This is a genomic window from Deinococcus sp. QL22, from assembly GCF_023370075.1.
GTDB lineage: Bacteria > Deinococcota > Deinococci > Deinococcales > Deinococcaceae > Deinococcus.
This window is the reverse complement of record NZ_CP097152.1, coordinates 319,187-345,380: the sequence shown is the minus strand read 5'-3', so window position 1 is coordinate 345,380 and position 26,194 is coordinate 319,187. Positions and strand designations below refer to the sequence as shown.

Here is a 26,194-nt window from a genome sequence, read left to right as displayed (position 1 = left end):
TCTTCAGCGAACCTTTAAGCAGGTTATGTCAGGAGAACAAGAGTGATGACGAACATCACGACGTGTTGTCCTGATAAGACAGACGTCTCCTACATGTCTCATGGCATCGATCTGGGTAGATAAGGTTGGCTCTCATCCAGTGCCCCCGTGAGGGAGATGGCCCAGAACACAGCTCAAGCCCCGCTATCACAATGCAGCACCAGGAAGCTTCCCGTTGTCAGGAAGCTGTCACAGGATCAGGCGCACGCTGGGCCATGACCCCACCGCCCAAGACGCCACCGCCGCCGCCCCGACCCTCGCCGCCGCCAGTCATTTACCCGCACCCGTCAACTTAATCACCTGATTCACAGAGCCCCACCCTTACCTTCATTGGGGGGCGGGGCTTTTTTCGGCTCAAAGCTAGCGTGAGTTGTCTACAAGGCGACCTTTGGGGGTATTGATAACGTATTGATGTCATGGGTGCGCGACCCCTCCCGTCACCATCCTGCAGGGTTGACCTGGATTCTCCAGCATGACCACGGAGCTCATGGATCAGCGTGCCGGAAGATGGCTCCCGGCTGCCTTAATTGATTCAGCCCTAGCCACAGCAGGCTACGAAGCACCACTGCCAGAAAGCCCGCTGCCCTACAGGTCGTACTCGATCAGAAACGGCAGAAGAAAGCGTTCCAGCAAGCCTGCCAGGATGATCCAGGCGTGCTGCTGGGCTTTGGGTAGGTGGGCGGTGAAGACCATGGTGTACTCCGGCACGGCCACACCACCACGGGCGCGTTTGAAGGCTCCGACGCCGCCGCTGGCATTGACCAGCAGGCCGTCCTGCCGGGCGTCTTGCAGCACGCCTAGACTCAGTCGGCGGTACCAGCCTTCCTGTTGAGGCGCGCTGAGGTCATACCCGAACACCGGTGAGGTCATGACGCCTGCACGGCTGACGCTGCCGCGCACCGCCTTGAGAACCCCATCGACCCGTAATCCGCGCAGCTCAAGCAGCCGCTCACGGTGGGCCAGCTGCAAAAAAGGCAGGGTGAACTGCGGATTGTAGGTGGAATACTTTCCCAGATAGAGCTGCTGGTACAGCGTCAGAGCCGTACGCAAGTCAGCAGCGGTAAAGGCGTCGTGCAGCACCGGCTCAGCCTCTGGACGGCGGGTGCGGCTGGCATCGTTGCGCAGCTGGGCATTGCGCCAGAAGGCCGCCTCCCGTGGGTCTTGATACGTGACCAGGCGGCTGGGGAGCCGCAGGTAGCCCGCCGCTTCCAACGCGCCGATCAGCAGGGCGTGCCGCGCGGTATCCAGAGACCGCCACGCCAGCGGGCGGTCAGGAAAAGCGGTCAGCAGGGTGTGCGTCGCTGCCCGCAGTTGCGCCGGCGTCAGGTTCGGGTACAGGTTGGTAGAGAGCAGCCAGTTGTTGACGTACACCGTCCGCTCGAAGCCCAGACCGCGCAGGCCCAGGCCCAGGCCTTTGAACAGCGGCGCGGCCCGTGCTGCAGCCGGACTCAGGTGGTGAAGCTCCTGCGCGGCATAGTGAACCAGATGCGTCACGGGCGAGACCGTAAAGCTGTCATGCCAGGCAGGATCAAAGGTGATTGGCAGGGCTGTCTCGGGGTCCGTCAGCACCGCCATCTGCACCCGGGCATTGGTGACGAACGCCGCCGCGCCCCGCTGCAGCAGGGGCGTCAAGGCACGCCGGGCGTAGTCGCCATCGGGGGTGGGTGGCCACTCGATTCGGGAAGCGTCGCTTCCGAGCTTCATGCCTCACCGTTCCATTCGATGTCGTGGGTGGTCGCGGCCAGCAGACCTACCCGCAGGCGTGCGGCGCGCAGCGCCAGTGAAGCGGCCAGAAGCGGTTGTGCCAGAGCCGGCAGCTTGTCGTGCGGCGCGTACATCACGTCCCGCGCGGCGGCCCAGGCCCGCCACTCCGGGGCGCTTCGCAGCTTGCCGCCCAGCATCATCGCTCCCTTCAGGGCCAGCGCCGTAGCCGGCCGGGCGTGCAGGGTCGGTGTGTCTAGGGTCTGTGCAGGCAACTGGTCAAGGTACACCTCAGTCACGTCCGGTTGATCGCGAAAGAGGTGAATGCCACTGGTCAGACGTGGATTGCATTCCAGCGCCCAGAGACCGTCTGCGTCTTCCTTGAAGTCAAAGGCCAGTTGCCCGCTGAGTTTCGTGGCGTGGCCGAACTGCTCGATCCAGCGCTCGATCCCGGCGTGCCGAGCCGCCTGAAAATACACGCTGGCGCCGCCCACCCGAACCTGCGAGGGATAAACGGCCAGCGCGGCGACGCGGCCGGTCTGCAGTACGGCGTAAGCGCACCATTCCTGCCCGGCTTTGTACTCCTGCGCGCTCCAGGGCTGCTCTGCTGTGGGCCGCAGGCCGCTCAGGGTAGCCCAAGGCGGGCAGATCAGGGTCTGGGTGCCGAACCGGGAGAAACTGGGTTTGTAGACCGACGCCGGAGCGCCCGCAGCGTACAAGCTCACCGCCTGTGGACTGTGCAGCAAAGTGGTGACGGGGCCGGGCAGGCCGCAGCGGGCGATCAGCTCAGAAAAAGCGTGCTTGTCGTGTAGCCCGCGCAGTTCGGCAAGAGATGGGGACAGCACGCGCAGCTGCGGTTCCAGGAGCGGCTTGGCCCTCGCAACCCAGAACACCTCTTCACAGGTCGGAATCAGCAGATCGTAGCGGCCCTGGCTGACCAGCTGCTGCAGGGCGTGTGAGAAGGCAGCGAAGGCCTGCCGGGGCGGGGGGAGGGGCCAGTGCCGCCGAGCAGCGCGCGAGAAGCGGCTGGCGTAGATCCCCCAGCTTTCGGCGACCTCGACCTGGTGGCCCCGCCTCCAGAACAAGCGGGCGAGTTCAAGTGTGGCCGGCGCACGGCCGCCGGTCAGCAGGATGCGGGCCATAACGCAGTATGACGCGCATCCTGGCCGGATCCTCCGGGATGACGGTGGACGCACCGACAACCAAGACCTGTTCCAAGGGTTGTGTTGCCCTCACGTGGCCCACCCCTATTGTAGGCTTGCCTCACTTTTGCGGCTCTTCCGCACTCCCGATAGCGCTGGTTTACTCAGGTGACCCGCGCCAGTAGGCGTGCGAATGCAGTGACACGGGTCTGGGCACGAGGACGCCCATCCAAGTGATCAGCCACACGCAGCCTGTTCAGTGCTGAAGCGGTACACAGATGCTGCAAGCACGTTTTGCCTAATCCGCACTACCGTGACCGGCGCATGCCGGTTACCCGCACGCCGACCGAGATCATGCCTTCAATCTCAGCACGCTTGGCGTACAGCGCTGCGAATTCCCTGGTCTGCGTCCAGCCCGGTCACTCCAGTCATGCCTCATGACCCTTTCTCCTGCTCCCGCCGTCCTGGTTGAGAGCGGTTACCTGATCAAGACCTGCATCCGGGATGACCGGGCCGTGACGGTCACCTTGAGCCTGACCTACACCGCCGCGCTGCTCCACCCCCTGGCAGTCGAAACACAGCTCGACCTGCACCACGTGCTGGGCACCGTGGATTTCAAGTCCAGCCTCACCGCCCAGATCGTCGCCTCGCTCCGGCAGGCGGCGGGTGCATGACGCGGGCTGAAGCTTCCCTATCCGAGCATGCCCGGCGCAACCAGGCGCCACTGGCGATCCTGCGCCGGGCGGTGGCGGAGGTGCAGACCAAGGCCCAGCCGCCTGTCCGTGACCTCACCCTGCCCGTGCTGCGCTGCCTGGAACGCGCACCCCTGCCAGACGTCTTGCTGTGATCTGGCCCATCCACTTCCGGCGTTCCATACCGGCATTCGATCCCTGCCAGAGAGACCCTGCCGTGGCTTTGGCGCTGCTCAACGCTTGGCAGGCCCATTAGCACACACGCGCCTGCCGTGATGAAGCGGCGGTACGTTTCGCCAATGCTGATGCGCCGAGCCTCGAACAGAATGCGGGCAAAGGGAAGTCTCAGCGGATCCCCGACCCAACCCCGTGCGGCTTGATCGGCCCCGGCGCGGCGCTGAAAAGAACGGGCGAGCTTGGACATCACCGCAGACCTTGCCGCTGTTTTAGCAGTCCCATGGGTTCCTTAGACAGCACCGGCGTACCGTATGCCGCATGTACCGCTTCCACCGCACGGCCTTTCCCACCGGCCAGACCGTTGAGCTGCCCCGCTACCGGTTCGGAGCGTTCAATGGCCAGCGTGTGGAGTTGATCGAGCAGCCTTGGAGCATCGCGGTAGATCTGTCTGTGTTTGGTGTCTAGGCCATCGCCTGCGCGACGGACATTCAACCCGAGGGATGGGAGATTCGGGGATTGATCGCCTTGGAATCGGTGCCCCTCGCCCGCGCCCTGAAGGAGAGCACAACAGACGGAAATACCCGCCAACTCAGTGCGGTGCTGGAAGACCAGTGGTATCTGCTGGCCCCGCTTCACTGGCCCGTTCAGCCCCGGGTGGGGCAATTCGTGGTCGTGGGCCTGTACCGCTAGGCTAGCCCCGCGCCCCACTGCGTCAGCCGGCCTGTGGGTTCCTCAGGCAGCAGAGCGGTACCGTAGGCTGCATGTACCGCCTCCGCTGCACAGCCTTCCCTCTGGGTCAGACCGTTAAGCTCCCCAGCTACCGGATTGAGATTTCCCCTGACCAGAGCCTGGAGTTAATCCGGGAACCCCGGCAGAGGGTGGTAGATTTCGCGGCGATGGACACCCACGCTCTTGCCTGTGCCCTGGAGATGCGGCCGGAGGGCTGGGAGCTGAGGGGGTTGATCACGGTGGACGCTGATGCCTTCGAGCGAGCGCTTCACCATGTGATGACCGATAACACCTCGCGCAGGTGCGGCGCCCTGCTGGAAGACGATTGGTACCTGTTGGTCGCGGTTGAAGGGCAATTGGCCCCACAGGTAAAACACTTTGTCATTGTGGGCCTGTACCGCTAGACCCGCGCCCTCATATGTAGGCAGTTCAGCGGTGTCGTCCGGGCAGCCAGCGGTAAAGTCAAGCGCATGTACCCTGTCCGCCGCACGGACTTTCCCACCGGTCAGACTGTCGAGGTGCCCGCCTACCGAATCAACGCCTTCGACGGCACACAGCTGGAATTGACCCCAGATTCCCGTCAGATTCAGGTAGATTTAACCGTCATCTCCCCCGCTTCTGTGGCCAATGCGAGGCGGGTGCAGCGGGACGGCTCGGAGATTCGGGGCCTGATCGCGCTCGACGCCGTGCCCTTTGCCCGCGCGCTTGAACAGGCGGTGGCCCAAGGAAACTCGCGCCGATTCGGGACAGTTTTGAAGGAGAAGTGGTACTTGTTGGCCCCCATTGAGTTGGAATTTTCCCCGCAGGCTGGGGAACAGGTGGTGGTGGGGGTGTACCGCTGATTCGCTCACAGCCCGCGCCCCGGGGTGCTGAGGAAATACCGCCCCGCATCTCGCCGCAGCAGCCCCTCGTCAGTGTCCAGGCCGTCTTCATACAGGGCCGACCTGCAGATGCGCGGGTTCATGTTGCGGCGCTTGGCGTGACGGTCAATGATGTTGTCGGCCTCACTGACCGTCACGCCGCGGATATGTGGGAGGAAACGGGTGGGACTCATACGGGCACCCCTGCCAGCGGAACGCCTCACCGTCCGCGTCCTGCGTTACGCTGAACAGCTGGGCCGCCGAGGCGAGGTGGGTCAGGGCTGAGTGCAGTTGAGCCGTCTGCTGATCCACGGGCACGACGCCCATCACCTGATTCTCCAGCGCGAGGTGAGTCTCGATTGCCGTCAGCGTGCCGCGCGAGCACGCCAGATTCCGCAGCAGGCTGAACAGGGACAGGCCCTCCTTGATGAGCCTCTTCTCCATCCCGTCCAGCGGTACGCCGCCGCGCAGCCCCACCGAACGGTGCAGGCCTTCGGGCAAGAGGGCGCGTCGAGGCGTTGCCACAAGTGCAGACAGAATTCATGCTGATTGACCCACTGGCTGGCCGGGGGCATGACCTGCACGACGGTGGCGTCAGCTTCGAAATAGGCTTCGCGCACCGCGCCCAGTTCCTCGCAGGTGGGCAGGCGATCTTGACAACTTACGGAGACGTGTCGCCACTGGCCCTCTTCCGCGTGATCTTCCTGCAGCGAGATCAGGATTCTGAGGGGGCCGTGCTGAACGGCCTGATTGAGAACGCCCAGGACATCATCTACGCCGGAGAAGACGCCGAGGCGACTCTGAACCGCCTCGCAGCGCCCTGCTCGATGGCGATGCACCCGCAGAGGCTCTCCCTGCCGAGCCTGTAACCACAGTGGAAGAGCCGCAGGGCGAGACGCAAACTCCTGTCACCGAGGCCGTTGCGCCTGCCGAAACGGTTCCGCAAGTCTTGGAGCTGGTGGCTGCTCCTCAGAAGCCCACTGAAATGACGCAAGCGGAACGTCAAACCACCTTGCTGACGGATCTCGCCGCCCAACCAGACTCCAGCAACCGTGAGGTCAAGAACCGGCTGGGGTGGAGCGATTCCACGACGGCCAAGTGGATCACTCGCCTGACTACGCAGGGATACCTGACCGTGGACAATTCAGATTGGCCCTACCGCTACCGCCTAAGCGAGCAAACTCAGCGTGACGTTGCCGTACTGGTCGAAGCTGAGGTACTTCCTCCAGTGGTTGAAAACACCAAGCCAGAGTCGGTGGAGACTGAGGCTCAGGCCGAAGCTGATCAAGGCGAAGTCGAACCCGCGTCCGAACCTGCCCCTCTCCTCAGCAACCCGCGGACTCAAACGGTGGTCTGGCTTGGCGAACGTGGGCCGCACCGGGCCAAAGACGTGGCTGCCGCGTTCAACCTGTACCCCGGCCCCTGTGCGATCCAGCTCAATGCCTTGGTCAGAGACAGACTCCTGATGACGTTGCCGGGCACCTCGCCCGTGGTGTACGCCCTGCCAGGAACTCCGCTGCCTGTGATGCCGATAGAGGCGCAGGCCCCCAAGCCAGAAGTTCCCTCCCGTGCTGCGCCCTTGCCCAGCGATCGCACGCACCGCGCGCTGCTGCTCGACATGCATGGCCCGCAGAGCCACCGAGGTTTGTACGGTTACATGGACGTTGACTTCTCGGGCACCACGTTGCAACGCCTGCTGACGGCTTTGGGTGAAGAGGGTGTGGTGGAGATAGAGCCGGGCCAGACCATGTCCCTGGTTTCACTCACCTCGGCGGGGCGGGCTCGTCTGGCCGCCTACGCTTCGGGAGAAATCAAGCCTGCCCTGCCGCCGGAGCCCAGTAAGAAGGCTCAGGTGGCTGAAGTGTCGCAAACCACCTCATTCCGTCCGACGCCCAATCAGGCCGAGCTGAACGCCACGATGCGGGCTAACGCTGCGCCCGTACTGGGGTTGTTGAAGCCGGGGCAGGAGTACGTCGAGACCGAACTCACCCAAGCGTTGGGGCTTAACTTGTCTCATCGGCGCCTCGCTCTGTGCAACCGACAGTCCACTGGGGAAGTGCAGCGCCTTGATGGAGTGGGCACGCGGGCCATGTACCGCCTGGAGCAGCTTCACCTGCCGCAGCCAGAAAGTGACACCCTGACGCCGGAAGGGGAACGGGTGGCCGCGCGCTTGGCGCACGTCACGGCCCGCAGCGCGTCCGACACGGCCACCAATATCGCCAGCGGCCTGTGTTTGGCCCGCGCCGACGTGGATCAGGCGCTCGCAGTGCTCAACGCGCAGGAGCGGCTGGCCTACACCCGTGGGGGCAACCTAGTGGTGTACGCGCTGCGGAATACGGCAGCGTGACAGCTTCCCTGATTGATGCCACCGCCATTGAGGCGTTTCATGACCACCCAACCTGTGGTGCCCACGCTTGATCAGATTAAAGGATCGGCCCGGGAGGGACACAGCTCTCGGAACACCATCTTTACCGGCCCTGCTACAACTCTGGCCAGAACTTCCTAGGTCGTCGCTGCGGAACAAGTTTGGCAACTTGTTCGTCCCAAACAACGGGTGATCAGCTGAGCGGTGTGAGGTGCAGGGACATCTCGCTGACGACCTCATCGGAGGCGTAGGCGGTGCAGCTGTACGCCCCCACCGTGGTCAGCGGCGTGACTTCAAAACGCGCCGACTCGCCCGCCCAGCAAAAGTCCATCGCCGTCATCGTGGCCGCCTCCACCCGGTAAGGTGCGCCGTACAGCCGTCCGGCGACCAAGCCCAACTGACCCATCAGCACGGCCACGGGCATCGCCGGGTAATGTTCGAAATGACCGGCACAGGCCTCTTCCGGCACCCGGTCCAGGGTCAACACCCCGGTCTGGCCGGCACGGCTGAATTGGCCCGTCGGGGGATCGGGCATCCGATCCCCTGCCAGCGGGGCAAAGCTCGTCGAATATTTGGATCGAAACAGACGTTTGAACGACGCGTCACCCAGGATGGTGTAGGTGACCCGCAGGAAAGCCAGGTCTGCCCCGCCCGCCGTGACCGTGATCTCGGCGGTGGCATGCCGCTTGTTCTGCTCGACCACCCGGGCCTCGAAGCTCACTGCCGCGCCATACGGCGCGGGATTGGCGGCGCCGGTGTACACCGCATCCCGCGCGAGGTAATAACGGCGGTCATCGTCGTTGAACGTCAAGGCGACGACGCACAGTCCACAGATCGCGGCATGACGGCTGATCTCGCAGGCCTGCATCGGCCCGGACTCCGTGGAGATCTGCCGCTGCGCAACAGCGGTCGCGCTCAAGAGCTCACCGTGCAGACGCAGGTTGTCCAGGGCGAAATAGGGGGGCCGCACGCAGATGCGTTGCAGCAGGTGGGCGACATCCACCTGCGTGAATGGGGCGGGCGAGAACCGGTGAGTTTGGTCGAGCATGTGCCTCCTGTTCCAGGGTGGGATACCTGGAGACTACACGAAGAGTCTCATAAAGTCCATCATTTCTTCATCTGAAGCTTTTGTAAGAGTTTTGTTAGTTCAGAGAACTTCTGACTGTTCGAGGCGTAAACAAAGCAGGCGCAATAAAGGCCTCCAGCGCCGCGTCTTCGGCCAGCGGCCGTGACAGGTAATAACCCTGTCCGAGATCACACCCGAGGTCGCGCAGCATTTCCAGCTGTTTACGGGTCTCGATCCCTTCCGCCACGACCTGGAGATCCAAGGTATCGGCGATCCCAATCACCGCTTCAATCAGGGCCAGTGCGAACTGAGGCGCGTACCTCGGGGTGCTCAGATCACGCACAAAGGACTGGTCAATTTTGACGCAGTTGATGGGTAGATCCCGCAGGTAAGACAGGAGGAGTAGCCGGTGCCGAAGTCGTCAATGGCAATCTTCACGCCGAGCGCCTGCAACTCGTGCAAGCAGGCTTTGACCACGTCGATCCGGCGCATGACCGCGCCTTCGGTGAGTTCAATCTCCAGAGAGGCGGCGGGGAGGTCAGCCTGCTGCAGCGCTTCCCGGACGAGATCAACGAAGTTGGCCTGAGCGAACTGCAGGGCGAGACGTTGACGCAGACCGTCACAGGAAGGCCGGTCATGTCGTTCCAGCGCCGGGCCTGATGGCAGGCCGCGCGCAGGGCCCAGGTGCCCAGCGGGATGATCTGTCCGTTGTGCTCCGCAATGGGAATAAACTCTGCAGCAGAAATGGAGCCCAGGGTGGGGTGCGTCCAACGCAGCAGGGTCTCCAGCTTCCGCACCACACCGTCTTGCAGCGAATAGATCGGCTGGTACATGACGGAGAGCTCCCCGTTGGTCATCGCCTGAGTCAGCTCCCGCTCGACCTGTTTCAGGCGTTCGATGGCCGAGTCGGTATCTTTCTCATACCTGCGGACGCCGTTCTTGCCGTAGCTTTCACGGTGTACATCGCGGCGTCCGCGTGCTGAATGAGCTCCTGGGGATCGCTGGCATCTTCTGGATACAGGCTGATGCCGATACTGGCGGTGAGGGACACCAGGTGTCCTTCTGCCAGGATTGGGTGAGACAAAGAGCTCAGCAGTGCCTGGGCTGTGATCTGTGCCTCTACGGGCTCGGTGAACGCGAGCACGACGAACTCATCGCCGCTGAGACGGGCCGCAAAAAGATGGGGTTACTGGGGTGTTGCAGCCGCCGCGCTGCTTCCTGCAGAGCAAGGTCACCCACGATATGCCCCAGGGTGTCATTGATGAGCTTGAAACCATCGAGATCAATGAACAGCAGCGCGAACGGACGTTTCTGTGCAATCGCGCCCGTGATGACCTCGTTAAGCTGCCGGCGGTTGGGAAGGCCGGTCAGGAGATCGGTCTGCAGCAGTTGCCGCATGGTGTCGTATTCCGACGCGGAGCGGACATAGTTTTCCTTAAACCCGATGAACCGATTCGTCACGATGAACAGCACCAGATTGGCCAGGTTGAGTTCGAGGAGGGCGTACACAATCCCTGGGGATGTCCCATCAAACGCAGATTTGAACAAATAGATCACAGTGACGAGGCAGAAGAGCGCGAAGAAGATAATGGAGGCCGTCCGGGCACTGCGCAGGTGAGGAATGAAGAACGACAGCACCTGCAGCGCGGGAATCCAGAAAAAGGTCTCGGTCATCTCCAGCTGGACTTGCTGGGTCTGAGGCATCCAGAACAAAATGAAGATGAGCTTGCCCAAAAACAGGCCGCTCATGGCGAAGACTAGCCAGGTCACGACGATGTTGATGATGGCTTGCCGCCACCACAGCGTGAGCGATAAACCGAGGAGGAGCGTCAGCGCCAAGGGATAGGTAACGCGATCAAAGCTGGTGCTCTGGCCACTTGAAACATCGAATATCAGGCCAATCAGAAATGCCAGGGTTGCGGCTGGGAGCGCGAACAGCAGTGGCCGGCGCCATTCGATCTCCGGCGCCGAGTTCCGATCCACTTCAATTGTGGGTGGCAGCATACCTACCGCACACTATATTCTTATCTTTCTCTCAAAAACCTTCCATAGATTCCCGAAGGTTGCCATGGAGTCGACTTGTCGTGATCTAGGAGCTGGAGTTGAACTCACGGGCGTGCAGCGGCTCTGTGTGTCGGACGTTGTTCAGGTGGTGTGCCCTGGTGCCGAGCAGTGAGCAACGCCCCAGTGAGCGGAACACCAGTGTCACGCAGGGGGAGCTGCTGGGCCTACGTGCAGGCTGATGACGGACGGCTGAGGCAAGGGCTGGCGGTTGGAGTTGCGGCCCGTGGGGAATCTGCTGCTGTACCGGGCGGCAAAGGGGGGTGAAGATGCAGCCTGACCGATACGACGGCGGCATGACCGCGGGCATGTTGGAAATCGTGTGGCTGCCGAGAAACCACGTGGTCGATGTGTTGGGGCGAGTGGGCTCAGAGCCCCTGGTAAGAGGGTTTGAGGTACACGCTGACCCGGCCAAGGGCTGGACGCTCAACGAGCTGCTGCGTTTGCCCGCGCCTGGGGGCGATATCATTCGCCCCACACATGTGCACCTCCAGCAGGCCGCGGGCGGGGTCTGGATGATGGCCGCGCATGAGGGCGTGCTGTATGTCTCTCAGTGGATTCACGGCCAAGCCGCCCACGCAGGTGGATATGGATCACGCCCTGCGCCTGGGCTGGATGGGACGCCCCGCGCCGTTGCTGCTCAGCTGGCAACAGCAGCAGAGCAACGAGCGAATCACCACAGCCCTGTCTGGGGCTATCACCTGTGAATGATGAAAGCAGGTGGTTTGGGGAGCAGCAAATCAGCAGCCGACGGCGATGGTTGCTCATCAGACAGCGCTGTGGCTGTTCACCAGTAGACGACGCCTGTCTCAATGAGGCAACGTGCAAGGGGATTATGTTTTGGCTTGGTCTCCCCTGATTATAAAGGGCTTGGAAGATGCACGCACGCCTCAGCGACTGCCGTGACATGGCGGAGGTCTGTGCCGCAGCAGCCACCAAGGACTGTGATCTGTGGGTGTCTTTCGAGAAGCGTGCGGTAGAGTTGCCCGAGTTCGGCTGGATCTCCAGCGTCAAGCTCAGTCATGGCGTCCAGTTCCTTGTGGCTGCAACGCGACGCATTGGCGCGCACACCACGAATCCGCTGTGTCCAGGCGGCTTCGCTCAGTACCGATGCAAAGTGGTCGGGATGGGCGCAGTTGACCATGAAGTAGCTCGGATATCCGCCAGTGGCTTCATCAACAGCCGCTACAGCGTCCATCAGTGAGTCACCCGTCGGCAGCCGTCCGTCCGTCTCCACCGTAAACGAGACCGCGACCGGCAGACTGGCCTCCGCCGCCGCCAAGGCGATACCAGTCGCCTCATTCACGTTGGTCATGGTGAGTGCCGAAAGCATGTCAACGCCAGCCAAGGCGAGCACACGTGCTTGGTACCCGTGATAGTGGGCGGCCTCTGTTATGCCCATGACCCGGCCCGGATCGTAGCCGTCGCCGCGGGGGCCAACGCAGCCGCTGATCACGATCTCAAGCGTGTCGCTGGTGAACTCAGCTCTCAAGCGGTGCATGAGCTCGACCGCAGCGACATTGAGCCGATCAAGTTCAGACTGGTGGAGCCCCAGCGGTATAGCCCAATCGGGGCTGGCACGCCAGGTAGCACTCTCGAGAATGAACCCGGTACCGAGGCGGCGTGCAAGCTCCAGATAGGGGCGGTAATAGGTCTCGAGCGCTGTCCGGCCCTCTTCGCTGCCGAGCAGCGCAACGGCAGCGAACCACGGAAGATCAATGCCGCGGTTGAAGAGCAGATCGGTCTCCAAGCCGCCGTCGGTCAAAACACGGCGTGTAAGCTGAGGGAGCGGTTCTTTCACCTGATCCTCCATCCCTACGCAGGGGACTGGGCAGCACGCTGCAGCGAGGTTTCCAGCTTACCACCGCGCTGCACCGTCTGGCCCGAACCAGCGACCAAGACACGTTAATGACCGCTGAAACGACCCAACGCTCTCGTCCCACCGGAAGCCAGCAGGGGGCAAGTATGGAAACAGAAGGAGCACTTCAGGGGGTTGTATGGCCCGGCGCAGCCTGGGGAGAAGGCAGACCGGCGGCAACACCCAGGCATCCCCCGCCGCCCACTCCGCCCGCCGCAAGAAAATCTTGCGCCCCGGGGCCGAAACCCGTGCCCTGCTGCCCAGGCTCGCTGTGCGGCTGAACGCCGCTCCAGAGGTCGAAGTGGAGCCTATGTTCGCAGAAGAGGTCGCTTCCGACGAGATCGAAGGGGCCGCGCCGATCAAGGCTCTGTCCACCGCTGACGCCCAGCCCAGAGACGTTCAGTCTGCTCCCACGCCTTCCCAGACAACACGTTTGGGAAAGCCCTGCATAATCGTTGGTCACAAGTCTCGCCGAATGGCTTTCTGAAGCTCGGTACCTGAGCCACACGACGGTAAAGCAGTTTTCAAAGCGCGAAGGCAAGTCCCAAAACGCCTGGTCGACAGGTCTTAGAACGGCAGGCTGTCGCCCTCGCGCATCACCCGCAAGCCCTCAGAATCCCGCACCGCGAGGACGGGGGCTTTGCGCATCACTGGACAGGTGGGCAGCGTGTCATCTTCTACGCGGGCCAACAGGTACGCCAAGCCTTCGACGGCGGCCCGGTCGCCGTGGTCTTCCAGCGCCTCTCTGGAGATGTACACGCTCCCTGCGCGGGCCGGACGTTCAATCTGTGCGGGGTGGCGGGCCAGAAACACCAGGGCATCTGGGTCAGGGGTGGTATAGGCGCGAATCTCCGTGGGAGCGTGATTGCTCTTCACCAACAGCTCCAGCAGTGTGTCCGGTGGCCTGTAGCTGGGCGATGTCCATGCCGCACCCTAGCGCGGTATGCCCGCGCCAGATGCCTTTCAAAACCTTGACCTTCTTCAATCACGCGGGGTCGGCAAGACCAGCCTGACCCGCGACATGGGGGCCGAACTCGCTGCTGCCGGGGCGCGGGTGCTCCTGATCGACCTCGATCCTCAGGCCAACCTGACGGGCTGGTTGGGGGTGAACGGCGTACAGGTTCAGGCCACCGCCTACCCGGTGGTGGTCGAAGGCGCAGACCTGCCTGATCTACCGCGCCTTTGAAGCAGCCGCCGCATGGCGCTGAGCGTGCGGTTGCTTGGGCCAAGCCAGCCAAAACGTGGCCCCGCTATCCACTTGGCCCTGTGCCCACACCCGGCCCCCAAACTGCTCCGCGGTTCGGCGTGCACTCGCCAGCCCCACCCCTGAGCCTTCATAGGTCTTCGATGGATGCAGCCGCCCAAACATCTGAAAGAGTTTGCTCACCTGCGGCGGTGCGAACCCCACCCCATTGTCCTCAAGCCCCAGCCGATACTCCGTGGCCGTCTCTTGGATGTGGAGATGCATGCGCGCTTCAGCTCTACTTTTGGTGAACTTCAGCGCGTTGTTCAGATACTCGCCCAAGATCACCACCAACGCCTGAGGATCGCCCTGGAGGACAGGCAAGGGGTCATGGGTCACTTCAACGTTCCGGTCGACCATCAATAGCCGCGCGTCCCGCAGCACTTCCCGCCAGACTTGGTTGAGATCCACGGCACGAATGTGGCCCCGCAATTGGCGCACTTTCATATACCGCTCGACGGACGCTGCCAGGGTGACCAAGCTTTGAATCGCCTGCTCGGTGTGGGTCAAGGGCCGGCTGACCGCTGCCTCCTGTGGCCCGAGAAGGCGCCGCAAGACAGCCAGGAAATTCATGGCGCGTGCCAACGGCAAGTGAACCTGCTGAATAAAGGTCATGATCACGGTTTCTAATTCCGCCGTGGCTTGGTCAGGGTCAAGCGCTGAGGCCAGCATGAACTCGCGTTGGCCGGGCTCAATCACCGTCAGGCGACAGTGCCCGGACTGAGCCTCTCCAGACACCGTTAAGTCGACCACAATAGGCAGCGCAGGATCGCTGCCCCGTGGGAGTTTTGCTTCTAAACGTTGGGGGAGACGCGTCTCAAACGCCAGTTCAAAAACCGTCTGAAAGTTGGACGGCCCACCGTCAGTTAGCAGGCTGCCAAAAGACTGACCACCCAATTCTTCTGGGGTTCGTTGCAGCAGACCGCATGCACGAACGTTCACCGCTTCAATCTGACCTTGGGCGTTGAGGACGAGATAGGAGAGCGGGGCGTCCGTGAAGAAGGCCACGGTTTGCTGCTGGGCTTGCAATTGCGTCTCTAGGGCGCGGAGACGGGTTTGGGCGTCGGGCGGCGGCAGGGGGTTCGTCATGGGATCACACTCAGGGAAGAAACATTGAGGATGGGGCGACTTAACGCTGCACACCCAGTCCAAGCGTGAGCATGAGCAGAGTTCAGGGCAGCGTGCTGAGGGCAAAGATAACGCAAAGTGAGGATTTTCCCCTTCCTGCCTCAATGCTGGCCCCTAGTCAGCGTCAGCTTGTCATGTTCTGATCCCCTCATGCAGGTACAAGCACATACCGGAACCGAGGTGGCCCTCGATATCGACGGTGTGGTTGTCCTGCTGATCCACCGAATCGACCGCTATCAAAGTCGTGGCCGCTGGGGGCAACCGGAGCAAGACGTTGAGATCTGGGAGGCGGCGGATGGACGCGTCATCCGCTTGGCCCGGCCCCTGAACGTCAGCGTTCCTTGGACAGCTCTCGCCTGGGTGTAAATGGGTCTGCAAGATCATTTGCTGCACAGGGACACACAACATTGCTCTGAGTCATGGGCACTTCTTTCACGGCAACGGGCAGCCCGCCGAGGCAGAGGGCCAAGGCGGGCAAAGAGAGGGCTATGGGGCTTGGATCAGGCGAGTGGGGCCGTTCCAGCCGCCTACCTCAGGGCTTCTCAGGAAAGTCAGCCTCGGTCGCCGACCTTCACGCCGCGCAGCGTTCTGTGGACGTTCCAGAACGCTGATCTAGCGCCTTCCCCTGTAGGGGCACTCCCCACGGCCTATTGCGGCAAGACCCGCCAATACAGGTCAAAGCGGCGGGTGTAGCCGTAAAACGCATTGAAATCTTCCAACACAGGCAACAGCTCAATGCGTTGAAGGGAGCCGGGAGTGCTGCTGCCCAGGTTGAACCGCACAGGAAACTGGGCCGGAAATGTTGTCGCGGCATAGGTCTTGTCTGGTTCGGCCAAGGTGATCTCCAGGGGGCTGCTGGTGTTGAAAATCTTCACCTTGAACGAGACCGGGCCACTGGGCAAGCCGTCGTCCCAGGTGCCCAGGTCGCTCACCACCAAGTTGGCGGTCGCCGTTGTGCCTCCGCGGGCCTCAATGGTGTCGGACGAAAATTCGAAATCGTAATCGATCAACCGGTGGGAAGGCTGGCACAACACCTTAGGATCGGCCCAATCGGCATGGTCAGATCGCCGACCATCTCCAGCGTCAGTGACCACCAATCGCAGCTCTTGGCTTCCTGTCACGTTCAGACTCAGCTGTTGCGTCGGGCTGGCCCCCGTCAGTCGGCCACTGTCATACTTCCGGACACCGTCGAGGAAGACTTGGAAGACCACGCTGCCTTGGGTGCCGACCTCATCATCCAGGCCCAGCGCCGCCGTAAAGCGGGTGCACTCGGCCCCATTGGTTCCTTGAAGACTGAAGCGCAGTTCACTGTCCGCATGCACCCCGAACCCCTGGCGATACACCACTCCATTCAGGGTCAGGGGCCGACCATCTCCAGCAGCCTGTTCTCCATTGCTCCGATTGAGTTCGATCGGCCCCCAACCATTGGTGACGGCCAGCAGAGGCTCAAACTGAAGGGTGTTTTCAGTGGCAGTCAAGCGCTGCCCAATCAGTGGTCTGGACGGTTCTCCGGGCGACCCGTCTGGATGGGTCTCCAACGAAGATCGACCACAGGCCATCAGCAAGAGCAACAAGGAACACCCCAAGAAGAGACGACGCGTGTGGACAGTCGGCATGTCATTCTCCCAACCCACCCTGAATGGACAGCTGCTGTGGGTCACCTCAGGGTACATCCAAGCAGGGCTAACAGCTTCAAGGTCATTCTGGAACAGACTGGACGACAAAAGCGGCCTCTTCGGTCTGGAGAATTCCAAGCTCCGTGACGCGCCCAGTCTGGAACGGCTGACTCTGATCGTGGGTATAGCGACCTTGTTGCTCGTGTCTGAGGGGCTTCCGACCCTGCTGCCAGTGGGGTCTGAGCTACCTCAAGATTGGCCTGCGTGCTGGACAGCACGCACTGAGCCGAGGTCAAGTTGTTCTCTTCTGCTTGGCCCTTCAGGGTGAACCTGATCCTAAGCCGTCTGCGGACGAAAACGCTCTGATACTCACTCTCAAGCAACACTGGAGGTCGGTTGGAAGCTCGTTTGTCGTCTGCTCTCATAAAATCTGTCAGGCAGTCAGCCCCCATTGGTCAGCAGTCTCATGGTCGTAGGTAGCACCCTAAGCCACTCTTGGCCTCCTTTCAGAGGGTTCAAGCGCTGTGGGCTTGAGTCGGTCTTGCGCACGTCTGGTTAAGCCACCCCTGCTTGGCGCTCGAACTCGTGTGGTGTCAAGTAAGCGAGTGTGGAATGACGGCGTTGTCGATTGTAGAAGACTTCAATGTATTCAAAGATCGCTTGACGAGCTACAGTTCAGCTTTCAAAGGGAGCCGTGTCCAGCAGCTCCCGTTTCAGGGAGCTGAAAAAGCTCTCCAGAACGCTGTTGTCCCAACAATTGGCCTTCCGGTTCATGCTCCCTTGCGCACCGATGCGCGTCAATTCGGCTTGAAAAATTTTACTGGCGTATTGGGTGGATTCAAGCGGTCTGGAACAGACCGCGCTCACTCACCGGGGCATGGTGTACAGCATGAGTCGGAAAGGGAATTGCTGGGAACCTGGTATAAGCCTGTCAAGTAGCATTTCCAGCTAGAACTGGGGCCTCAGGACTCTTGGATGCGGCTGCTTGCTGCAACAGGGTGAAGAGCTCGCGTGCAATATAGGTCTTCAGAATCCGAAGCGCTTTCCGCTGACTTTTCCCCTGAGATTTCAGTCTGGTGACTAAGCTTTTCGTTCGCTCATCTTGTCGCAGTCGGACAATAGCAATGATGTGCAGAGCCCAGTTTAAGCGCCGATATCCACTCGTATTGAGCTGCATCCGCGTATTTTGGCCGCTCCCACGCTCCACGGGCGCAGCTCCACAATAACTGGCAAAATGATGTTTGTTTTTGAAGCGCTCGACACGACCGATCTCACCCAGCACGATGCCTGCGACAACGGGCCCCACGCCCTGAACATTCAACAGGGCTGGAAGCAAAGAGGACACGACGTCCTTCAGGTGTCGTTCGAGCACCTTGCGTTGCTCCTGAAGCGTCGTCATCACCATTTCGAGGACGGGTCTGACCGGCGAGTTCAGATCGAGGGACGTCAGCGTCGCTTTATGGGCTTGGTGTTCTTGGGAAAGCTTGCGTTGTGCATGGGTGAGGTCTTGGAGGTGACGTTGCTGTACGCCTCTTTGAAAGGGCGGCAACTCTGGATTGGCCATCAGGGCCCGCGCGGCATTTTGCGCGTCTACCACATCATTCTTCTTGCGACCTTTTCGAGCACGGTATTGACTCGTCAAGGTTGGCGGAATGTGTGTGACAGCTTCGTTGTTCGCGAGCAGTTCACTGACGAAGGTCGTGATAAAGCGGTTTGCCGCACCCTCGATGGCCCACTGCCGACAACTGTACGGGTGCGCGAAATGATGGAGTTGTGCCAGACCTTCCGCAGTGTTTGGAACCGTCAGGGACGCTAATGGCGTTCCCTGCTCGTCGAGGGCGGCCACGGTATGGCTGCCAGGATGAGGATCGAGTCCAAGGGTGATCATGCGACCTCCAGTCTCAAGCTGGATGGGCAGCGCGCAGCTCTGTCAAATCGGGCCTCAAGGCATCCTGGTATCTGGCGACGCGGCGAATCCAACGGAGTGTGGATAGGGGTGTGCAGTTCCCAGCGAGGCCACGGAGGCAGATAATGCGAGGGCAACACCCCCATCCACCTCTGTTATACAGATAATGCTGTCTCGGAGAGCTTTTTTGAGACCCTGAAGCGCGAGTTGGTGGACGACCAGATCTACGACACCCGGGAGCAGGCCAGACGGGCGATCTTCGAATATATCGAGGTGTAGGACAACCGCAAAAGGCTGCACTCGACTCTGGGCTACTTGACACCACTGGAAGCCGATCGGCAAGCTTTAGTGGCTTAACCACAAGTGTGCACAATCGGGGAAACTCGAGCCGCACTGAACATGGCACAGCAAATTCGGCGTCCTGGACAAGGTTGACTCCATCATTCGGATCAGGGAGTTCAATCGGCGAGTCACGAGTACCGACAAGCCTTGGAGCGCCTGAAGGCGCTCCAGAGGATGAGCCGCACAGGAGAAGGCTGGGACAACGCGGCGATGGAGCGCTTTTTGCCCCCTTGGCCTGGAGCTGAACCTCGATAAAGAACAAGGACACCGCTCTGACACGCGTCATTTCGTCTTTGAGTGGATTGAGGTGTTGGACAACCGCGAGCACCGTCACGCCAGCCGAGGAAAACGCTCACCAACTCACGTTGAGGCACACCGCGCCACACTGAACTGATCCTCCACGAAGCCCTCGCAATATCAACTCAGATCTGGAACGCTGAGTTAACCTCAATCCAGTACGCCAGCGGGAAGATGGCGTTCTATTTGCACCACGTTTCGTCCACTTGCTTTGGCATGGTACAGGGCTTTGTCGGCGGCGTGGAGCGTTTCTTTCAGGTCACGGTGCCCATCAAGCACAGCCAAGCCAAAGCTGGCCGAGATTTTCAGTCCTGGGACGATGTCGTCCCAGTTCAAGTTATTCAGAACACGTCTCAAGCGTTCACACTTGTCTGCTGCTTCGGCGAGGGTGACCCCTCTGAGGATGACTACAAATTCCTCCCCGCCAAAACGGGCCACGCTGTCAACCGGGTGCACCTCAGTTCTCAGGGTCTGTGCCACTCGCGTGAGCACCACGTCACCCGCTGCATGCCCCGAAGTATCATTGACCTGTTTAAAATGGTCAAGATCCATCAGCGTAACCACGCTGGTCTCGCCGCGCTGTGCACGGCCTTGAAGATCGGCGAGAACTTGCATCGCGTGGGCACGGTTGGGAATTCCAGTCAGTGAGTCTTGCAATGCCGCCTCTGCAAACGTCACTGCGCGCACTTCAGCTTCCTTGGCACGCTGCGTAATCTGCCCCAGCAAGGCCTGTTGCTGGTGGAATTGCCGGTACAGCAATTCCACCTGTTGGGTCACTTCCCGCTGCGTTTCAAAGGCTTCCCGAAAACGCAGGGTTTGGGCATAAACTTGAGCCAACGTTTCCCGGGCCCGAATCGCCCACAAGTCATGGCGACCGGTTTCAAATTGAGCAATGGCGGTCTCGGCATCCTGAATTGCCTCCTCCCAGGAGTGCAGCCGGGCCTTCACCCGGCCGCGGTTTAGAAGAGCACGTCCATAGATGACTATGCTTCCTGTATTCTTCGAGAGGGCAACAAACTCATCTGCGAACTGCCGAGCCGTTGGAAGGTCGTTTTGCCATAAGGCGTAGCGCGTCAGGGCGTCAAGCACGTTCATCACGCACCAAGGGCTGGTTAAGTTGCCCCGATGGGCGTTGAGGGCGTGCAGCTCCTGGGCTGCTTCAGTGAGGTAGTGGCCTATGCGGGGCAGCTCACCGATGTGTTCCGTCTTCAGCATCAGCGCTTCAGTCGTGCTGACAACAACATTGATGTAAAAGGCTTCTAAAAGTTCGCAGGAATCAGGGCGGCTCAACGCATAGAAAGAAGAGGAGTTCAGTAACGCTTGAAGAGTGATCGCTGCCGTGAGGTATTCACCGCGCTCCATGTGATAGTGAGAGGCGTTCACGGCCACCAGTGCCGCCCCACGGTCATCTTTGGACTCTTCGGCCAAGTGCTCGGCGTGTCGGAAATGTTTGGCGGCTCCCAAGTCGTCGTACGCCTCAGCCTGCACCAGTGCGACGGCCACGTGCGCTTTGATCTGGAGGGGCAGATCATGGCAAAGTCGGGCCAGTTCCAAACATGCCAAGGCATGTGCCAGCGCGACCACAGGCTCACCGATGTCCAGAGCAACGTACGCAGCGTCTCGGTGCAGGAGGGCCTGTGCACTGGGGTCGCTGGAACTTTCGATCTGACGCTTCAGGGTCTGAAGTTCACCTTGCAAAGTGGCAGTGGATGGAGAGGTCATCTGGGTCATGAGCGGCATCCAGCGCTTCCCCACGGCTCATACGCTTGTCTCTTTGGAGAGCTGTTCCAACCCCCATCCCGAAACGTTAGATGAGACCATACTACCCTGACGCGGCGCATGATTGCGCCGGGCAGGACAGGCCCGTCAATCACCCTGTTCAAGGTGGCGACGGAACGGTGAGCGTGATTGCACTCTTCACGCTTGATCACATTCATAAATTCACCCTAACAGAATACTTATTATTGCCTCCTTACAAAGTCCAGTTCCAGGGTTGGGAACTTGCCTTAAGGTTGGCTGCAACGCGTACAGTAGCGGCTCATCTCGTCTCCAGCAATCTGACTAAACAGCGACTCAGCAGCGGTCAAACAGCGCTGGGCGCGGGAACTCCGTTCAGGGGATCGTCCCTTGGCCCTTTGTTCCTCGCTGCACCAGCGTCGCAGCGGCGTTTTTGCCGATTCCAAGAGGCGGGTTCGCTTCCTTTCCAAAGACTCAAACCAACCCCCAGAACGGTCAATTTAAGACCAGTGTGCTAGGTGGACAAGGCCACATCTTCCTCTGTGCATCCAGTCGCAGCACTCCAGCAGAGGGTGAGGATGTGAGAAAGGCGGTGGCCTTGCAGCATGTTGGTGTGCACAGAGATGCGGCCCAGTTGGCGTTCAATTCACAGGTTTTGCAATCCGTCACACAGCCTCTCACTGGAGGGTTCGGCTGCAGCTAGCAGGTGAGCACTTTCGTCTCACCAAGCGAGAAAGTAACCGTCAAGCGTTCTGGGGTGCAGTGGGCAGCCAAGGTGTCGAAATAAGCGATCACCTGCGCTCCCGTACAATTGCTCTCCAGTTCTCGCACTTCCAATTGAGCGTCGTCGCCGCTCAAACTCCACCTCCCGATGAAATTTACTCGGCCTGATGACCCCCAGCGCGTGGGAATCTGAACCTGTTGGCCAGATCCTCGGCGGAACCAGGTGAACGCCATGGACATCATGAGCGACAACCCAGTCTGATCCAAAAATTTTAGGGTATGTTTGCCGTCCAATCCCCCTTTTTTAACGCCTCTATCGACGCGGCATGCTCAGCACTTACGTTCGGATCTAACGCTTTGGCGGGCGAGTATCTCGCCCGTTTCCAGCTGTAGCCCAAGCGGTGCAGATGATGGTTCCGGGTGCGTTGGCTGATTTTCGCGCGACATCCCTCTTGCGGCGCCGTCTGCAGCAGGGGGGTCGTCCAGAGCCGGTCTTCCCGCAATTTCTCGTGGAGAAATTGCTCCATCGCTGGGCTCATCCGGGTCAGCTGGCCGGTCGATCGACCATCTGCTCAGCCAGCGAACCCCTGCTGTTCAAAACGCGTCAGATCGTCGCGCACCGCTTGGTGATTGCGGTCAAAATACGCTGCCAACTGCACGACACTCCACCCTTGGGCATGCAGATGCAGGACTCGGGCACGCAGACGAGCTCGAGGATGAAACGCCTTACTCAGCTCCATCTCGCGTAATTGGTCATCTTGCGCTGACGTCATCTCCATCCTGCGACGAGGTCAACCCATCCGCTAAGAACATAGATGCGCCCTACTTAACTTGACAGAACCGTTCACTGGGGTTGCTGCCGAAACGTCCCTTGGAAAACAGGAGGTGTAAGATCCTGGTGACGCCCTGCGCCTAAAAATACAGACTTAGACAGCCTTCCCCGTGGGGGTTGAACCTTCCTTATGGTTACCCCTCCCCTTCCCCTCCGGATCCGGTTCCCCTTGCGGTTGAAGGTGCTGGCGGCCTTGGCCCTGGCCGGAATGGGGTTAATGTTCGTCGTGGCGGCGTTGCTGCCACGATTGGTGTTGGCCCGCTTTGACGAGCAAGAAAAGGCCCGCATGCGTCAAAACACTCAGCGCGCTGCACAAGCGCTTCAGAGTGAACAGAAGAATCTGAGCACGTTCGTGCTGAACTGGTCCGTCTGGGACGACACCTACCGCTACGTCCAGCGTCCCACCCGAGACTACGAGAAGAACAATTTAGTGCCTTCATCATTTGAGGCGGCGGCCGTCAATCTTTTCGTCTACTTCACGCCTCAAGGTCAGCTGGTCAGCGCCTGGTTCTATGACCTGAATCGCCAACGGTTTGAACCCGCCACATCCCTCGCGACGGAGATCAAACGCGTCTCCCCATCCCTGCTGACGTTTCGGAATCTAGAAGACGTACAGGAGGGGTTGGTCACCTTGTCAGGCAAACCCTGGCTGCTCGCCGCGCGGCCCATCGTCACCAGCGCAGGTAAGGGTCCGGCAGCAGGAACCATCGTAATGGGTAAAGCGTTGACGCCTCTGTTGCTGGACACCCTCAAACGCGATTCTCAACTCACTCTCCAAGTGCAGGTGACCAGTGAAGCTAGGGCAAGAGTGACCCTTGAGCCGGGAGAGATTTTCGTCCAGCCTCTGAATCAGCAGCGGATAGAAGGGCAACTGCAACTGCTGGATTTTCAGCAACGCGCCAGCCTCATCCTGAAGGTCAGTTCAGCCCGTGTAGATCATGCCAATGGTCTGATCACCGCCCGGGTGATCTTGCTGGCAGTTTTGGGAATGGTGCTGCTCTTTACAGCTTTAATCATGATGCTGGTCGAAGCTTTGATTCTGCGCCGCTTAGCGGTTTACCGCCAAAAGGTGCAGGTCTTGCAGGCGAGCAAGGGGAGGGCCGGCCGCCTCCCCGTGTCAGGTCAAGATGAGTTGAGTGCATTGGGAGACGCCCTCAACAGTTTGCTTGACCGCACAGACCAGCACCAACAACAACTCGTCGATCAGGCGTCTAGGGACGAGTTGACCGGTCTGCCCAACCGGCGACGGTTTAGCGATCAGCTCTCAGGGGTGCTGGAAGGCACGACGGCCGTAGCTGTGGCGTTGATTGATCTCAATGGATTCAAATCCATCAACGACACCCTTGGCCACGAGATAGGAGACGAAATTCTGAGAGACGTGGCCAATCGCTTCGCGACCGCGCTGGCCACGTCCGCGCCGGGGATGGTCGCCCGCTTGGGCGGGGACGAATTTGTGTTGCTGCTGGAAGTACAGACCATGGAGGCGGCCTTAGAACGCACTCAGCAGTTGCTGAACACGCTGAACTGCCCATTATCCACCAGCGCAGGCGACCTGTTCGTCAGTGCCAGTGCTGGGGTGAGCCATTCACCCCTGGGGGGAAATGCGGGAGATGTCTCCATTTTGCTCCGGCATGCAGATTTAGCGATGTATCACGCCAAAATCACGGGCCAAGCGGTGGAAGCCTATACTCCCCATCTCTCTGACGAGGCCCAGCGGCGGGCGGCCATTGAACGGGAGTTGCGGGGTGCTCTGGATCGGGAAGAGTTTGCTCTGGTCTATCAGCCGTTGGTCAATCTCCACTCTGGACGCATTGTGGGCTGCGAGGCTTTGCTCCGCTGGCAACGTCGTGGCCATGGCCCGGTCTCACCTGCGCAGTTCATCCCTGTGGCCGAGGAGACCGGGCTCATCATGGAGATTGGGCGGTGGGTACTGAACACGGCCTGTACTCAGGCCATGCAGTGGCACGCAGCGGGGCTGTCTTTGAAGGTTGCTGTGAACATCAGCGCTGTGCAGTTGCGGGACGGCACCTTCGTTGCCCAATTGGCTGAAGTGCTGCGGGACAGTGGCCTACCATCCGGACTGTTGGAAATAGAGGTGACTGAAACCGCCGTGATCGCTGACTTGGCGGCGGCAACCCGGCAACTCGCCCAGGTGCGGGCGCTGGGGGTAACAGTATCGCTTGATGACTTTGGAACAGGCTACGCCAGTCTGGAATTGGTTCGGGAATTGCCACTGGACAAACTCAAGCTCGACCGCTCATTCATGAGGGGAGCCGACACCGACCCACGCCGACAGGTCATTCTCGCCTCAGTCATCCGCATGGCAGGCGAATTGGGGTTGCAGGTCGTGGCTGAAGGTGTCGAAACCCCCCAGCAGGCAGCGCTCCTGCAGACATGGCATTGCCCCTTGGCTCAAGGCTTCCTCTATGCCAAACCGCTCACTCCTGCCGCACTGTGGGAGTTTGCTCAACAGTCCCACTCGACGCTAAGAATGCAGCCATGACGGCTACATCAATCAGTGTCAGCCTCAGCACCTGACACCTCGACGAATTGCCGTTCCAATGGGCGAAAAAAGTGTTGAGGAGTTAAAAGCACTCGGAGGTATGCAACACAGGACAGCATTCTCAAGCTCGTCGCTCTCGGTGCAATGCCGTGTGCACAGGAGACTCAAGGGTTGTGTTGCCTTAACTGAACTCACGGCAGACGGAGAGCAGGGGTGGCCTGAGGTTCAAACCACCCCTGCCCCAACCGTTGCCCACGTCTGGAACGCTTGCTTCTGATTGCTGTTTCTGATGCGGCCGGGAACGCCCCTTCGGGAGTGATGGTGAAGGTTTTCAATTCGGGCGTGCAAGTTCAGAAACTCCTGTGTGCGTTTTTCCGCTCCAATGGCTGTTGTTGCCGTTCCTGACATCTTGTCCATCGATGAGATTGTTCAATCCGGTGGTTACAGCGTGCTGCGGCGACCACTTCCTGGGGGTCAACCTGAACCAGGCTTGAAAGCGCCCGGATTGCAGCGCCATCACTCCGCAATTGGTCGGTGTGCATGGCCTCTGGGACATCGCACTCAGCAAGGAGCCGGGTCAGAAAGGTTTGGGCGGCATCGGTATCGCGGTGCCGTTGAAGCAGAATACCGAGCACGGGTTCGTGCTCGTCCACGGCCCTCCACAGCCAGTGTCTCACTCCGTCCACCGTGGTGGAGACATCAATCAGATGCCACCAGGAACCCCGCCGGGCTTCCCGGTGGCGCAGTCCCTGAGCAAAGAGGCATCCAAATGGGATGCACCATTCGCGCACCGTCTCGTGGCTCACCTCAATACCACGCTGGTGAAGCAGTTCTTGAACATCTCGAGAGCTGAAGGAAACGGTGGTACAGCCAAACCGCGTGCTAGATGATGATCATCGCAAATCGGTGGCGGTGGGGCTTGGTGTCACTCACGGACTGTCAGCCTCCCCCAACCCGGTCAAGGCAACACAACCGCGGAGTGTCCTGATTCGGTGGCTCAATGGGGAGGAGATCGAACATGGCAACATCGCGTAAGTCCAAGACGCCTGCTTCTCCCCGCTGCATCATTCAAGTGGCGCCTGTAACCCTTGTAGGCGGCGGTGACTTATCCACCCTAGAGAACCAAGCCAGGTTCGCCGCCATCCTCCTACGCCTCGCGGCCACCCAGGTCGTCCAC

General features: G+C 60.5%; 29 protein-coding genes and 4 pseudogenes. 14 read left to right on the top strand and 19 right to left on the bottom strand.

The window, feature by feature from the left end:
- Positions 1-624: 624 nt before the first annotated feature.
- Positions 625-1,743 (bottom strand): hypothetical protein, encoded by a 1,119-nt coding sequence (locus M1R55_RS23850; RefSeq protein WP_249395386.1) that lies wholly within the window; start codon positions 1,741-1,743, stop codon positions 625-627.
- On the bottom strand, positions 1,740-2,882 hold the full coding sequence (locus M1R55_RS23845) for a hypothetical protein (protein WP_249395385.1): 1,143 nt from the start codon (positions 2,880-2,882) through the stop codon (positions 1,740-1,742). Before M1R55_RS23845 ends, M1R55_RS23850 begins: the two co-directional genes overlap by 4 nt.
- 437 nt (positions 2,883-3,319) lie before the next feature.
- Between M1R55_RS23845 and M1R55_RS23840 the strand changes: the two genes are divergently transcribed.
- From M1R55_RS23840 to M1R55_RS23815, 6 genes are all read left to right on the top strand, one after another.
- On the top strand, positions 3,320-3,556 hold the full coding sequence (locus M1R55_RS23840; protein WP_249395384.1) for a hypothetical protein: 237 nt from the start codon (positions 3,320-3,322) through the stop codon (positions 3,554-3,556).
- Entirely contained in the window at positions 3,553-3,729 is a 177-nt protein-coding gene (locus M1R55_RS23835) for a hypothetical protein (protein WP_249395383.1), read from the top strand. The genes M1R55_RS23840 and M1R55_RS23835 overlap by 4 nt, the downstream gene beginning before the upstream one ends.
- Positions 3,730-4,069: 340 nt before the next feature.
- Positions 4,070-4,216 (top strand): hypothetical protein, encoded by a 147-nt coding sequence (locus M1R55_RS23830; RefSeq protein WP_249395382.1) that lies wholly within the window; start codon positions 4,070-4,072, stop codon positions 4,214-4,216.
- Between the two features lie 51 nt (positions 4,217-4,267).
- Positions 4,268-4,441, top strand: a complete 174-nt coding sequence (locus M1R55_RS23825) for a hypothetical protein (protein WP_249395381.1) — start codon at positions 4,268-4,270, stop codon at positions 4,439-4,441.
- Between the two features lie 71 nt (positions 4,442-4,512).
- Positions 4,513-4,884: a hypothetical protein gene (locus tag M1R55_RS23820; RefSeq protein WP_249395380.1), complete on the top strand. Its 372-nt coding sequence runs from the start codon at positions 4,513-4,515 to the stop codon at positions 4,882-4,884.
- Between the two features lie 66 nt (positions 4,885-4,950).
- The gene (locus M1R55_RS23815) at positions 4,951-5,322 is read left to right on the top strand and encodes a hypothetical protein (protein WP_249395379.1); all 372 of its coding nucleotides are present in this window, start codon (positions 4,951-4,953) and stop codon (positions 5,320-5,322) included.
- A 5-nt stretch (positions 5,323-5,327) separates the two neighbouring features.
- Here M1R55_RS23815 and M1R55_RS23810 read toward each other — a convergent pair whose 3' ends face one another.
- Together M1R55_RS23810 and M1R55_RS23805 are read right to left on the bottom strand one after the other, a co-directional pair.
- Positions 5,328-5,498: a hypothetical protein gene (locus M1R55_RS23810; protein WP_249395378.1), complete on the bottom strand. Its 171-nt coding sequence runs from the start codon at positions 5,496-5,498 to the stop codon at positions 5,328-5,330.
- Positions 5,485-5,865: a hypothetical protein gene (locus M1R55_RS23805; protein WP_249395377.1), complete on the bottom strand. Its 381-nt coding sequence runs from the start codon at positions 5,863-5,865 to the stop codon at positions 5,485-5,487. Before M1R55_RS23805 ends, M1R55_RS23810 begins: the two co-directional genes overlap by 14 nt.
- A gap of 17 nt (positions 5,866-5,882) precedes the next feature.
- On the opposite strand from M1R55_RS23805, the gene M1R55_RS23800 reads away from it, so the two are divergent.
- Complete coding sequence (locus M1R55_RS23800; protein WP_249395376.1) at positions 5,883-6,209, top strand: hypothetical protein; 327 nt, start codon at positions 5,883-5,885, stop codon at positions 6,207-6,209.
- A 5-nt stretch (positions 6,210-6,214) separates the two neighbouring features.
- On the top strand, positions 6,215-7,687 hold the full coding sequence (locus tag M1R55_RS23795) for a hypothetical protein (protein WP_249395375.1): 1,473 nt from the start codon (positions 6,215-6,217) through the stop codon (positions 7,685-7,687).
- A gap of 211 nt (positions 7,688-7,898) precedes the next feature.
- Here M1R55_RS23795 and M1R55_RS23790 read toward each other — a convergent pair whose 3' ends face one another.
- The 4 genes and pseudogenes from M1R55_RS23790 to M1R55_RS31890 form a co-directional block, all read right to left on the bottom strand.
- Positions 7,899-8,753 (bottom strand): hypothetical protein, encoded by an 855-nt coding sequence (locus M1R55_RS23790; protein ID WP_249395374.1) that lies wholly within the window; start codon positions 8,751-8,753, stop codon positions 7,899-7,901.
- Positions 8,754-8,847: 94 nt separating this feature from the next.
- A pseudogene (locus M1R55_RS23785) lies at positions 8,848-9,604 on the bottom strand (putative bifunctional diguanylate cyclase/phosphodiesterase).
- Positions 9,605-9,657: 53 nt separating this feature from the next.
- Positions 9,658-9,915, bottom strand: coding sequence for a diguanylate cyclase domain-containing protein (locus M1R55_RS31895; RefSeq protein ID WP_256566048.1), 258 nt, complete (start codon positions 9,913-9,915; stop codon positions 9,658-9,660).
- The gene (locus M1R55_RS31890) at positions 9,891-10,775 is read right to left on the bottom strand and encodes a diguanylate cyclase domain-containing protein (RefSeq protein WP_256566047.1); all 885 of its coding nucleotides are present in this window, start codon (positions 10,773-10,775) and stop codon (positions 9,891-9,893) included. The genes M1R55_RS31895 and M1R55_RS31890 overlap by 25 nt, the downstream gene beginning before the upstream one ends.
- 326 nt (positions 10,776-11,101) lie before the next feature.
- On the opposite strand from M1R55_RS31890, the gene M1R55_RS23775 reads away from it, so the two are divergent.
- On the top strand, positions 11,102-11,539 hold the full coding sequence (locus tag M1R55_RS23775) for a hypothetical protein (protein WP_249395373.1): 438 nt from the start codon (positions 11,102-11,104) through the stop codon (positions 11,537-11,539).
- 152 nt (positions 11,540-11,691) lie between these two features.
- Here the strand turns inward: M1R55_RS23775 and M1R55_RS23770 are convergent, their stop codons facing one another.
- Positions 11,692-12,633, bottom strand: a complete 942-nt coding sequence (locus tag M1R55_RS23770; RefSeq protein ID WP_249395372.1) for a homocysteine S-methyltransferase family protein — start codon at positions 12,631-12,633, stop codon at positions 11,692-11,694.
- 196 nt (positions 12,634-12,829) lie between these two features.
- On the opposite strand from M1R55_RS23770, the gene M1R55_RS23765 reads away from it, so the two are divergent.
- Positions 12,830-13,177 (top strand): hypothetical protein, encoded by a 348-nt coding sequence (locus M1R55_RS23765; protein ID WP_249395371.1) that lies wholly within the window; start codon positions 12,830-12,832, stop codon positions 13,175-13,177.
- Positions 13,178-13,257: 80 nt separating this feature from the next.
- On the opposite strand, the gene M1R55_RS23760 is transcribed toward M1R55_RS23765, so the two are convergent.
- The gene (locus M1R55_RS23760; protein ID WP_249395370.1) at positions 13,258-13,566 is read right to left on the bottom strand and encodes a hypothetical protein; all 309 of its coding nucleotides are present in this window, start codon (positions 13,564-13,566) and stop codon (positions 13,258-13,260) included.
- Positions 13,567-13,633: 67 nt separating this feature from the next.
- On the opposite strand from M1R55_RS23760, the gene M1R55_RS23755 reads away from it, so the two are divergent.
- Positions 13,634-13,876 (top strand): ParA family protein, encoded by a 243-nt coding sequence (locus M1R55_RS23755; RefSeq protein ID WP_371827284.1) that lies wholly within the window; start codon positions 13,634-13,636, stop codon positions 13,874-13,876.
- On the opposite strand, the gene M1R55_RS23750 is transcribed toward M1R55_RS23755, so the two are convergent.
- Positions 13,862-15,022, bottom strand: coding sequence for an ATP-binding protein (locus M1R55_RS23750; protein ID WP_249395369.1), 1,161 nt, complete (start codon positions 15,020-15,022; stop codon positions 13,862-13,864). The two genes, M1R55_RS23755 and M1R55_RS23750, sit on opposite strands and share 15 nt — an antisense overlap.
- A 189-nt stretch (positions 15,023-15,211) precedes the next feature.
- Between M1R55_RS23750 and M1R55_RS23745 the strand changes: the two genes are divergently transcribed.
- Positions 15,212-15,427 (top strand): hypothetical protein, encoded by a 216-nt coding sequence (locus M1R55_RS23745; protein ID WP_249395368.1) that lies wholly within the window; start codon positions 15,212-15,214, stop codon positions 15,425-15,427.
- Between the two features lie 281 nt (positions 15,428-15,708).
- Here the strand turns inward: M1R55_RS23745 and M1R55_RS23740 are convergent, their stop codons facing one another.
- The 3 genes and pseudogenes from M1R55_RS23740 to M1R55_RS23730 all read right to left on the bottom strand — a co-directional run bounded on the left by M1R55_RS23740 (position 15,709) and on the right by M1R55_RS23730 (position 18,565).
- The gene (locus M1R55_RS23740) at positions 15,709-16,539 is read right to left on the bottom strand and encodes an NPCBM/NEW2 domain-containing protein (RefSeq protein WP_249395367.1); all 831 of its coding nucleotides are present in this window, start codon (positions 16,537-16,539) and stop codon (positions 15,709-15,711) included.
- A gap of 693 nt (positions 16,540-17,232) precedes the next feature.
- Positions 17,233-17,511: pseudogene (locus M1R55_RS23735) on the bottom strand (transposase); the annotation flags it as partial.
- A gap of 97 nt (positions 17,512-17,608) precedes the next feature.
- Entirely contained in the window at positions 17,609-18,565 is a 957-nt protein-coding gene (locus M1R55_RS23730; protein WP_249395366.1) for a transposase, read from the bottom strand.
- Between the two features lie 180 nt (positions 18,566-18,745).
- On the opposite strand from M1R55_RS23730, the pseudogene M1R55_RS23725 reads away from it, so the two are divergent.
- Positions 18,746-18,940, top strand: a pseudogene (locus M1R55_RS23725) (IS3 family transposase); the annotation flags it as partial.
- 432 nt (positions 18,941-19,372) lie between these two features.
- On the opposite strand, the gene M1R55_RS23720 reads toward M1R55_RS23725, so the two are convergent.
- From M1R55_RS23720 to M1R55_RS23710, 4 genes are all read right to left on the bottom strand, one after another.
- Entirely contained in the window at positions 19,373-20,953 is a 1,581-nt protein-coding gene (locus M1R55_RS23720; RefSeq protein ID WP_249395365.1) for a diguanylate cyclase, read from the bottom strand.
- A 705-nt stretch (positions 20,954-21,658) separates the two neighbouring features.
- Entirely contained in the window at positions 21,659-21,817 is a 159-nt protein-coding gene (locus M1R55_RS23715; RefSeq protein WP_249395364.1) for a hypothetical protein, read from the bottom strand.
- Positions 21,818-21,954: 137 nt separating this feature from the next.
- A complete protein-coding gene (locus M1R55_RS32410; protein ID WP_371827283.1) occupies positions 21,955-22,209 on the bottom strand; it encodes a winged helix-turn-helix domain-containing protein in 255 nt (84 codons plus the stop codon).
- Between the two features lie 45 nt (positions 22,210-22,254).
- The gene (locus M1R55_RS23710) at positions 22,255-22,455 is read right to left on the bottom strand and encodes a helix-turn-helix domain-containing protein (protein WP_249395363.1); all 201 of its coding nucleotides are present in this window, start codon (positions 22,453-22,455) and stop codon (positions 22,255-22,257) included.
- Between the two features lie 189 nt (positions 22,456-22,644).
- On the opposite strand from M1R55_RS23710, the gene M1R55_RS23705 reads away from it, so the two are divergent.
- A complete protein-coding gene (locus M1R55_RS23705) occupies positions 22,645-25,017 on the top strand; it encodes a bifunctional diguanylate cyclase/phosphodiesterase (RefSeq protein ID WP_249395362.1) in 2,373 nt (790 codons plus the stop codon).
- A 225-nt stretch (positions 25,018-25,242) separates the two neighbouring features.
- Here M1R55_RS23705 and M1R55_RS23700 read toward each other — a convergent pair.
- A pseudogene (locus tag M1R55_RS23700) lies at positions 25,243-25,950 on the bottom strand (IS6 family transposase).
- Positions 25,951-26,194 lie beyond the last annotated feature (244 nt).

Bases quoted from the DNA above. Each gene is read 5' to 3' on its own strand.
- M1R55_RS23850 (WP_249395386.1), bottom strand. From the start codon at position 1,743: ATGAAGCTCGGAAGCGACGCTTCCCGAATCGAGTGGCCACCCACCCCC.
- M1R55_RS23845 (WP_249395385.1), bottom strand. From the start codon at position 2,882: ATGGCCCGCATCCTGCTGACCGGCGGCCGTGCGCCGGCCACACTTGAA.
- M1R55_RS23840 (WP_249395384.1), top strand. From the start codon at position 3,320: ATGACCCTTTCTCCTGCTCCCGCCGTCCTGGTTGAGAGCGGTTACCTG.
- M1R55_RS23835 (WP_249395383.1), top strand. From the start codon at position 3,553: ATGACGCGGGCTGAAGCTTCCCTATCCGAGCATGCCCGGCGCAACCAG.
- M1R55_RS23830 (WP_249395382.1), top strand. From the start codon at position 4,070: ATGTACCGCTTCCACCGCACGGCCTTTCCCACCGGCCAGACCGTTGAG.
- M1R55_RS23820 (WP_249395380.1), top strand. From the start codon at position 4,513: ATGTACCGCCTCCGCTGCACAGCCTTCCCTCTGGGTCAGACCGTTAAG.
- M1R55_RS23815 (WP_249395379.1), top strand. From the start codon at position 4,951: ATGTACCCTGTCCGCCGCACGGACTTTCCCACCGGTCAGACTGTCGAG.
- M1R55_RS23800 (WP_249395376.1), top strand. From the start codon at position 5,883: ATGCTGATTGACCCACTGGCTGGCCGGGGGCATGACCTGCACGACGGT.
- M1R55_RS23790 (WP_249395374.1), bottom strand. From the start codon at position 8,753: ATGCTCGACCAAACTCACCGGTTCTCGCCCGCCCCATTCACGCAGGTG.
- M1R55_RS31890 (WP_256566047.1), bottom strand. From the start codon at position 10,775: ATGCTGCCACCCACAATTGAAGTGGATCGGAACTCGGCGCCGGAGATC.
- M1R55_RS23775 (WP_249395373.1), top strand. From the start codon at position 11,102: ATGCAGCCTGACCGATACGACGGCGGCATGACCGCGGGCATGTTGGAA.
- M1R55_RS23765 (WP_249395371.1), top strand. From the start codon at position 12,830: ATGGCCCGGCGCAGCCTGGGGAGAAGGCAGACCGGCGGCAACACCCAG.
- M1R55_RS23755 (WP_371827284.1), top strand. From the start codon at position 13,634: ATGCCCGCGCCAGATGCCTTTCAAAACCTTGACCTTCTTCAATCACGC.
- M1R55_RS23750 (WP_249395369.1), bottom strand. From the start codon at position 15,022: ATGACGAACCCCCTGCCGCCGCCCGACGCCCAAACCCGTCTCCGCGCC.
- M1R55_RS23745 (WP_249395368.1), top strand. From the start codon at position 15,212: ATGCAGGTACAAGCACATACCGGAACCGAGGTGGCCCTCGATATCGAC.
- M1R55_RS23730 (WP_249395366.1), bottom strand. From the start codon at position 18,565: ATGATCACCCTTGGACTCGATCCTCATCCTGGCAGCCATACCGTGGCC.
- M1R55_RS23720 (WP_249395365.1), bottom strand. From the start codon at position 20,953: ATGACCCAGATGACCTCTCCATCCACTGCCACTTTGCAAGGTGAACTT.
- M1R55_RS32410 (WP_371827283.1), bottom strand. From the start codon at position 22,209: ATGGAGCAATTTCTCCACGAGAAATTGCGGGAAGACCGGCTCTGGACG.
- M1R55_RS23710 (WP_249395363.1), bottom strand. From the start codon at position 22,455: ATGACGTCAGCGCAAGATGACCAATTACGCGAGATGGAGCTGAGTAAG.
- M1R55_RS23705 (WP_249395362.1), top strand. From the start codon at position 22,645: ATGGTTACCCCTCCCCTTCCCCTCCGGATCCGGTTCCCCTTGCGGTTG.